Origin of the sequence: Kitasatospora sp. NPDC047058 (assembly GCF_040643935.1) — a bacterium.
Lineage (GTDB): Bacteria > Actinomycetota > Actinomycetes > Streptomycetales > Streptomycetaceae > Kitasatospora.
In genome coordinates, this window is record NZ_JBEYVJ010000320.1 from 1 (window position 1) to 8,143 (window position 8,143).

2 protein-coding genes and 1 pseudogene are annotated in these 8,143 nt (G+C 72.1%); all 3 read left to right on the plus strand.

Going from position 1 to position 8,143, the window contains the following annotated elements:
- Positions 1 to 2,311, plus strand: a 2,311-nt coding sequence (locus ABZ885_RS31315; RefSeq protein WP_360196036.1) for a hypothetical protein, incomplete at its 5' end; no start/stop codon positions are given.
- Positions 2,308 to 3,426, plus strand: coding sequence for a hypothetical protein (locus ABZ885_RS31320; protein ID WP_360196039.1), 1,119 nt, complete (start codon positions 2,308 to 2,310; stop codon positions 3,424 to 3,426). The genes ABZ885_RS31315 and ABZ885_RS31320, both read left to right, overlap by 4 nt.
- A gap of 8 nt (positions 3,427 to 3,434) precedes the next feature.
- A pseudogene (locus ABZ885_RS31325) lies at positions 3,435 to 8,143 on the plus strand (hypothetical protein); the annotation flags it as partial.

An 8,143-nucleotide genomic window follows, 5' to 3' on the forward strand; every position in this document is an offset into this window, starting at 1 on the left:
CTCCGCCACGGCGGCCGACGGCGTCGGCCTGCTGGAGTTCTGCGAGGTGCCGGCCGCTTCGCCGGGCCGGACCGCCTTCCCCATGGCGCCGTTCCACGGGCTCGCCGCCGACGCCGTCCCCGAGGCGGTCGCGGTCGAGCAGCTGGCCATCGCACCGACCCGCCGTGCGGTGCTGCTGCCCGGGGACGGCGGCGGGGGCGGCGGCCCGGCGGCGGACGCCGGACCGGCCGTGGCCGTGACGCCGCAGGGGCTGGCCGTCGGGCTGGCCGCCGACTCCTCCTGGAGCTGGCTCGGCATCGGCCACGACGGCGGCGCGACGGCCACGCCCGATCTGCGGTTCACCACGGTCACCGGGCCGTTCCGGCAGGCCATGCAGACCAACAACCTCTTCCTCGTCCTCGGCGACCCGGCGGAGTTCCACCGCTTCGGCTCGGTCGCGTACGAGCTCACCACGGCGACGCTCGACGTCATCGCGACCGTCCCCGTGGACCACGGCGGCGTGCCCGGAAGCGTCCTGGACGCGGTCCGCGGCGCGATGCACGACACCGCGTACGACACGCGCACCGCGTTCACCGCCGCGCTGGCCGAGGCGTGCCCCGGGATCACCGACGCGGAGCAGTGCGTGTTCCTCCGGTACGGCGGCCTGCTGACTCCGGTGGCCGGCGGGTGGCCGTTCCGGCTGTCCCCGGACAGCTGGCGCGAGTCGACGTTCCTCATCGTCAAGTTCGTCCTGGGCCGCAGCATCGCCGACCTGGTGGACGACGTGTCGACGTGGGCGTGGCCCCGGGCCGCGTCCCGCACCGGCCGGCCCGCCGACGCGCGGGCGGCGGTCCGCGGTGTCGTCGAGGCGGCGCGGGAGGAGGGCGACGGGTCGCCCTACGCGTCGTTCCTGCAGGTCGTCGACGACCCGGACTGGACGGGAGTGCTGGCCCTGTCGGCGGAGGTCCCGCTCGACCGGCTCCCGGACGAGCTCCAGGTGCTCGCGGCCGGGATCGACCCGGCGCGGTTCGCCGCGCACCACTTCGGGCTGTCGCTCACGCCGTTCCGGCTCGCGGACGGCAGGCCGGTCTTCGAACGCTCGGCGATGTTCGGGCTGATCGACTACCGGAACCCCGAGGACCAGTACGCTGGCGAGAACATCGCCTTCGCGTTCCGGGTGCTGCAGCTCACCGTCGGCGTGCGCAACTCGGCCGTCACGGCCTTCACCAGCCGCGCCGAACTGCTGGTCGGCCGCCTGTTCGGCGCGCCCGCGCGGCTGCTGCCGACGACCCGCGGGAACAACGTCCTCCTCGACGGCGCGCTCCAGCGCCAGCAGCTGCCCGACGGCACGACGCACGACACGTACGTGTTCTCGATGGCCGGGCAGAACACCTTCCAGCTGGCCGGGCCGGTGCTGCAGAGCGTCGAGTTGCTGTCGGCCCAGCTCGTCACGGCGAAGGCCTCGGACCCTGCCTCGGGCCGGGCCACCGTCGACGCCGTCTTCCGGCTGACGGGCAACCTGCGCTTCTCGGAGCCTGAGAGGTTCGACCCGTTCTGCTGGGGCCCGGACACGTCCGGGGAGGACGGCTACCTCCGCTTCGGCGGTCTGGCCGTCGCCATGTCGTTCGACCTCGGCGATCCGGCCGGGACGACCCGGTTCACGCTGCAGGACGGCAACCTGTCGTTCGACGCGGCGAACAGCCGGCCGCGCGCCCGGTCGCTGGCCGCGCGCTTCCCGGTCCGGCTGAACGGACTCCTCGCCACGCCCGATCCGGAACTCTCCGCGGGCCCGCCACCACCGCCGCAGACGCCCGCGGACCTGGGCTACGTCTCGGTCACCGCGCCGCTCGACCAGTCGGAGCTCACCCGGCCCTGGTACGGGCTGGACTACACCGTGGACCTCGGCTCGCTCGGCGCGCTCGCGGGGAGCAGGGCGCTCGCCCTCCAGGTGCTGGTGGCCTGGAGCCCGGGTGCGGCCGACGCCGAACCGGGGCTCTACCTGGGGGTGCGACTGCCCGGCGCCGCGGGGCTGGTCGGCGTCGACCTGCCCCTGCAGGGCGTGGTGACCATGGGCTTCCGCTCGGTGGAGTTCCTCGTCGACGAGGAGGCGGAGCGGCCGCGGACGTACACGCTGCGGCTGCGCGACTTCGCGCTGCGGCTGTTCGGTCTGGCGTTCCCGCCCGGCCACAACGACGTGATCCTGTTCGGCAACCCCGATCAGGGCGGCGCCTCGAAGGTCGGCTGGTACCTCGCGTACGCGTCGGCCGCCGACCCGAAGCGCCCGCCGCCCCCGGCCCTGCCGTCGGCGCTCCGCTCCGGCAGGAAGGGATGACCGTGGAGAAGGCGCCGACGGAGAAGCAGAATCCGCTGACGGTGGTGAAGCTGCTGTGGTGCGGTCAGGGCATGACCGCCCTGGTCGAGATCTACAACGACGGTGTCGAGAAGGCGGAGGCCGATTTCCTCGGGCTGGTCAACTGCGGCGGTGACCGCGACGTGGCGAACGGAGCGCTGGACTACATCACGCGCAAGGTCGAGGCCAGGCACCGCAAGCTTCTCAACCTCGTCGTCCTCACACGCCTGGACAAGTCCCACACCGGCCTGCTCGGCGACCTCGGCGGGCGTCTGAAGCGCATCGACACCGACGTGCTGTACGCCTTCGTCGCCGGACGCAAGGAGTCTGTCCCCGATGACGTCAGGGCCTTCCTCGTGGGTCTCGGGTACCAGCGGAGCAACGTCGGATTCGCCGCCGAGAACGAGAACAACTACCTCCACGGCAGGCGGGGCTCGCTCGGATGGCTCACCGAGCACAACGGCACCTACTTCCGCATCCTGGCATCAGGCCCGGACTCGACCGTCCTGGTCGTGGACAACGGGAGGTTCTCCGTCGTCATGCCGGGTGAGCTGACCTACCAGATCATGAGCGATGTCAGGAAGATCGCCAACCTCCGGAACCTCCTGCCGCCGGTCCTGGCCTTCGTACTCCCGAACGACCGGACGCTCGCCACCGCGGTCAGGAACCATCTGCAGAGCCCGTCGGCGAAGGACGACCGTGGCTGGAAGCTCATCAACTGGTTCGCGAATGCCGTCAGCCCGCAGAACATCGGAGTGAGCGCCGGCCCGTCGAACCCCGACCGGCACCCGATCGCGGAGGTCATCGAGCTGTTCGTCGACGCATTGGCGAAGGACACCGAGCACACCTACGTGTCCTTCGTCCTGCCCAAGCCGGGTGGCACCGGGGGCGATCCTGCCGGATGGGTGACGCGGACGACGGAATTCGGGATCAGGAGCACCGTCCAGGCCCTCGGGCAGCAGGTCCGCTTCGGCGACGTCGAGTACAGGTTCACGCTGCGTCCACTACCGGCCGAGGAGCCGGTGGCGTTCGCCCCACGCGGGACGTCCGGATTGCACGGGCCGGACGAGGCCGTCGTCCGGGCCCCTGAGCCGTAGGAGGTCCCGTGTCGGTCGAGGAGATCCATCGCGCGTTCCAGGCCGCCGTGGCGAACGGCGTCCTCACGAGCGACGCGCCGCCGGCCGGGCTGGCCGATCTGCTGCACTCGCTCGGTGTCGGCAGCCTGGAAGTGCGCGACGGCACCGCATCGCTCGCGTCGCCGGGTGCACTGCTCACCGGCACTACGACCTACCTCAACACCCGTTGGACGATGCGGCTGACCTGCACCCCGCAGACCGGCACCGACCGGGCGGCGCTGGTGCTGGAGCTCGGCGGCACGGCGCCGACCGAGCCGTGGACCTTCCGGGCGGCGTTCGGCACGCTGCCGGACAGCCGGCGTCCGGCCGAGGGCGGGCACGGCGGGCTCGTCGTCGGGCCCAGCGTCGTCGGTCCGCTCATCCTCGACCAGCCGGTCGTCACGGCCAGCAACGTGCCGGCCGGCTCGCGGGCGAGGCTGTCCGGCACCCTGCTGCTGCTCGGCAGCTCCGCGGTGTCCGGCAGCGACGTCCTCGCCACGTACGCCGGCTTCCTCGGCGACCGCCTCTACGTAGACGGGTCCGTGGCGTTCCCGCCCGGCGCGCCGCCGGTCATCGAGCTCCGCGCCATCGCGCCGGGTGTGCGGCTGGAGCTCTCCGAGCTGGCGGTCTCGGCGGTCGGCCTGGTGCTGACCACCGACTACCCCGACCCGTATCCGCTGCCCGAAGCGGGTGAACGCCGCTCGGCCGTCCTGATGTTCGCCGAGGCAGTGCTTCCGACCGACCCGGGGCAGACGGCCACCGTCAGCGGGCCTCTGCTGACCGGCGACTACGTCTGGCCGTTGGTCGTCGCGCTGGATCCCCCGCTCGGGCTCGCGCACGGGATCCAGGCGCTGATCGAGATGACCGGAGGCGCGGAGAACAGCTTCACGCTGCCGAGCGGGATCGCGGCGATCGACCGGTTCCGCCTCCAAGACGTCGGGTTCGGCATCGTGCCGGTCGGTCTCGGCGGCCCCGGTCTCTCGTATGCCCGGGTCGGAATCGTCTCGAACGAGCCCTGGGATCCCCCCGTACCCTTCTTGACCCTCGACCGGGTCGGCACCAGTTGGACGTTCGGCTTCGGCGCGGACGGCCAGACGCCCACCACCGGCGTGGTCTTCGGGACCATGCGGTTCGGTCAGAAACCCGGTTCCTCACTCGGTTCGCAGGCACCCTTCGCCGAACGTGTGGCGCGCGGGCTGCTGCCGTGCACCGGGTTCGGGGACATCGTCGTGACGGTCCGGTTGTCACTGCCCGACCTCGGGTTCTCGGCCTTCACCGAGGCCCCGTTCGCCCTGCCGATCGCCGAGGCGCTCCGGGTGTTCTTCGGCGGCGGCGGCCCGCCCATCGACGCCGACCTGAGGTGCGAGTCACTGAACATCGACGCCTCCCTGCTGCAGAAGGAGTTCGCGGCCGGCCTGACCGTGAGCGGCGACTGGTCCATCCGGGCCGGGCTGGTCACCCTCGCGCTGACCGGGCTGCAGCTGCAGGTGCAGGTCTCGCAGAGCCGCGTCTCCGGCCTGCTGATCGGCAAGGGCGAAATCGCCGTCCCGGACTCCGCCCCGATCGAACTGCTCGCGCGAGCGCAGTACCCGGGCACCGGTGGATGGGAGTTCGGCGCGGTGATGAGCGGAGCCGTCGACCTGCCACGCCTCGTCTACGGCCTGACGGGCCAGGAACCTCCCGGCTGGGTGAACGAGCTCGCCGTCGAACTCGCCGGCCTCAGCGTCCGGTTCAGCACTGCGGACGGCAACCCTTACGCCGCCTCCGGAACGCTCCGGGTCACGGTCCCGCAGGAGCTGCTCGGCATGAAGCTGCAGTTGCTCCTGACCGCCGCCGTCGAACGCGCGGTGCGCACCACACCGGCCGGCGGGCACCTGGCGATCGCGCTGCGCGACACCGCGCAGGTGGACGCGCTCACGGTGACCACCGGCAGTCTGTCCGGGGCCTTCGCGATCAACAGGTTCGAGGTCACCGCCTCGGTGTCGGTCACCGACTCGGGCAAGGACTACACGTTCACCATCGCCTACCGCGACGTCTCCCTGAGCGCGGCCACGTCCTGGACCGGTGAGGGTACCGAGCGGCACCAGACCCTCACCGTCCGCCTCACCGGCACGCTCGGCGAACTGATCACGGACCTCGTCTCGCTGGTCAATCCGAACGCGACGTTCCGGCTCGACCCGCCCTGGTCCTTCCTCAACAGCATCGACCTCACCGGTATCGCGCTGACGATCGATCCCACCAAGCAGACCATCGCCGTCAAGCACGACCTGAAGCTCGACCTCGGATTCGTCAAGATCCGCTCCGTCGGCCTGAGTTACGACCGTTCGACCGGCAGCCCGGCGGTGAACATCGTGCTGGACGCCCAGTTGCTCGGGGACGACACCGCCAAGCCTCTGACGTGGGACCCGGTCACCCAGGCGCCGCCCCAACCCGCAGGCCTGGGGCAGGGGTTGGTCGCGCTCCGCTACCTGGGCCTGGGCCAGCACGTGGCGCCGAAGGACCTCACCCGGTACACGGGCATCCCCGAGGTCGTCGACGCGCTGGTCAAGGCGATGCGCCCGGTCGACCCCACGGCCGGGAAGCCGCCGATCGACCCGGCGACGATGGTGTTCGACCCGGCCGGCCAGTGGCTGCTCGGCGTCGACGCCACGTTCCTGGGCACCGTCGCGCTCAAGCTGGTGATGCACGACCCGGACCTCTACGGCGTCCTGATCGCGCTGAGCGGCTCCCGGGCGGGCTCGCTCGCCGGGCTGAGCGTCGAGCTGCTGTACCAGAAGGTCACCGACGACATCGGGGTGTTCCACGCCCGGCTGCAGATCCCGGACGCCTACCGGAAGCTGCAGTTCGGCGCGGTGTCCGTGACGCTCGGCGTGATCACCGTCGACGTCTTCACCAACGGCAACTTCCGGGTCGACCTCGGGTTCCCAACCGGCCGCGACTTCACCGACGCGTTCGCGATCGAGGCCGGCGTCTTCAACGGCCGCGGCGGCATCTACTTCGGCGTGCTGAACGGCGCCACCTCCACCCGGGTGCCGCGCATCACCAACGGGACGTTCAGCCCGGTCCTGGAACTCGGCGTCGGCCTCTCCATCGGCGTCGGGCGCACCTTCCAGCGCGGTCCGCTCCAGGCCGGGATGTACGTCAACCTCGTGGTGGTGTTCGAGGGCGCGCTGGCCTGGTTCCACCCCGACGAGGACGGCCCGGGCACCGAGCTCTACTACACGTGCCGGGGAACCGTCGGCATCGTCGGCCGGCTGTACGGCACCGTCGACTTCAAGGTCGTCCGGGTCGACCTCAACCTGCAGATCTCCGCGATGGCCACCGTCGAACTGACCGCGCACCGCGCGACCGTCGTGGCGCTGAACCTCTCGGTGCGGGCCAACGCCAGTGTGAAGATCCTCTTCGTCACGGTGTCGTTCTCGTTCTCGCTGACGCTGGCGGCCTCGTTCACCATCGGCTCCGACACGACGCCGCCGTGGCGGCTCGCCCCCGGCGCCGCCCGGCGCGCCCTCACCGCCCCGGAAGCGCCCGCCACGCCGGCGAAGTCCGAACCACCGCCCTACCGGCTGCACTTCGACCCGGACGCGCACGTCTTCCCCGACGGCCTGCCGAGGACCGTGCACCTCACGCTCGTCCCCGCCTACACCGTCGCGAACGTCCCGGTCGACTGGACCGGCCGGACGCCACCACCGAACGACGAGCCGGACTACCGCCTCGTGGTCATGCTGCTCGCCGACAACGCCGTCCCGGCCGACGCGGTCACCATCGCCGGGGCCGCGCGGCCCGACGTGTCGCGCAACCCGCGCGCGGACACCCCCGCCGACACGTCGTTCAACCGGCTCGCCGACGGCCTGCTGCGCTGGTCGCTCGACGCGCTCGGTGTCACCCCGCCGGCCGTCACGCTCGCCCAACTGTCCGATCTGGTCGGCCAGCTGGCCCTGGCCGAGGCCGAGAACGACGGCTTCACCTGGGACAACATCCAGGGCTTCCTCGCCAACAACCTCCACCTCGTGGTCAGCGGCACCCCGGCCGGCGACGGCGGCCCGCCCGACGACGTCTCCGGCACGCCGTTCCCCGTCGTCCCGGTGCTGCAGTGGACCTCGGCCGGCCTGCCCGACCCGGCCGACCGGGACCGCGACTTCGCGACCTACCGGCCGGTCGACGCGACGTACGAGGCCGAGGCGGCCGCCCACTTCGCCGAGCTGGACCCGGTCCCGCCGGACGAGCACCCCGCCTCCCCCGCCCCGGCGGACGAACCCACCGAGTCCATGGCCACGTTCGTGCTGCGCGACTACCTGCGCATGGTCGCGCGCGCCACCGCGCAGGCCGCGGTGAACCTGCTGACCGCGTTCCCCCACGAGGTGACGGAGACGGACTCGCTCCGCTCCATCGCGGCACGCTTCGGGACGGCGACCGCGCGGTACGAGGTCGTGACCCGCGACACCGCGGACCACGCCGCCGCCTCCCTCGGCGTCTCTGCCGCCGAGCTGCTGGCGCTCAACCCCGGCCTGCCGGACCGGCTCGCCGCCGCACGGCCCGGCGAGACGCTCACGGTCACGCTCGGCGTCACACCGCAGGCGCTCGCCCTCGCGAACCCCGGCTGGCCCGTCGCCGAGGACGCCGAGGTCACCCTGGGCACGCTGCCCGTGCAGCTCGGCGCGGGCGGAACGCTCGGCGGGCTGGCCGACGCGTACGGCGC

Excerpts from the sequence above, each read along its gene's own strand:
- ABZ885_RS31320 (WP_360196039.1), top strand. The coding sequence starts at position 2,308 with ATGACCGTGGAGAAGGCGCCGACGGAGAAGCAGAATCCGCTGACGGTG.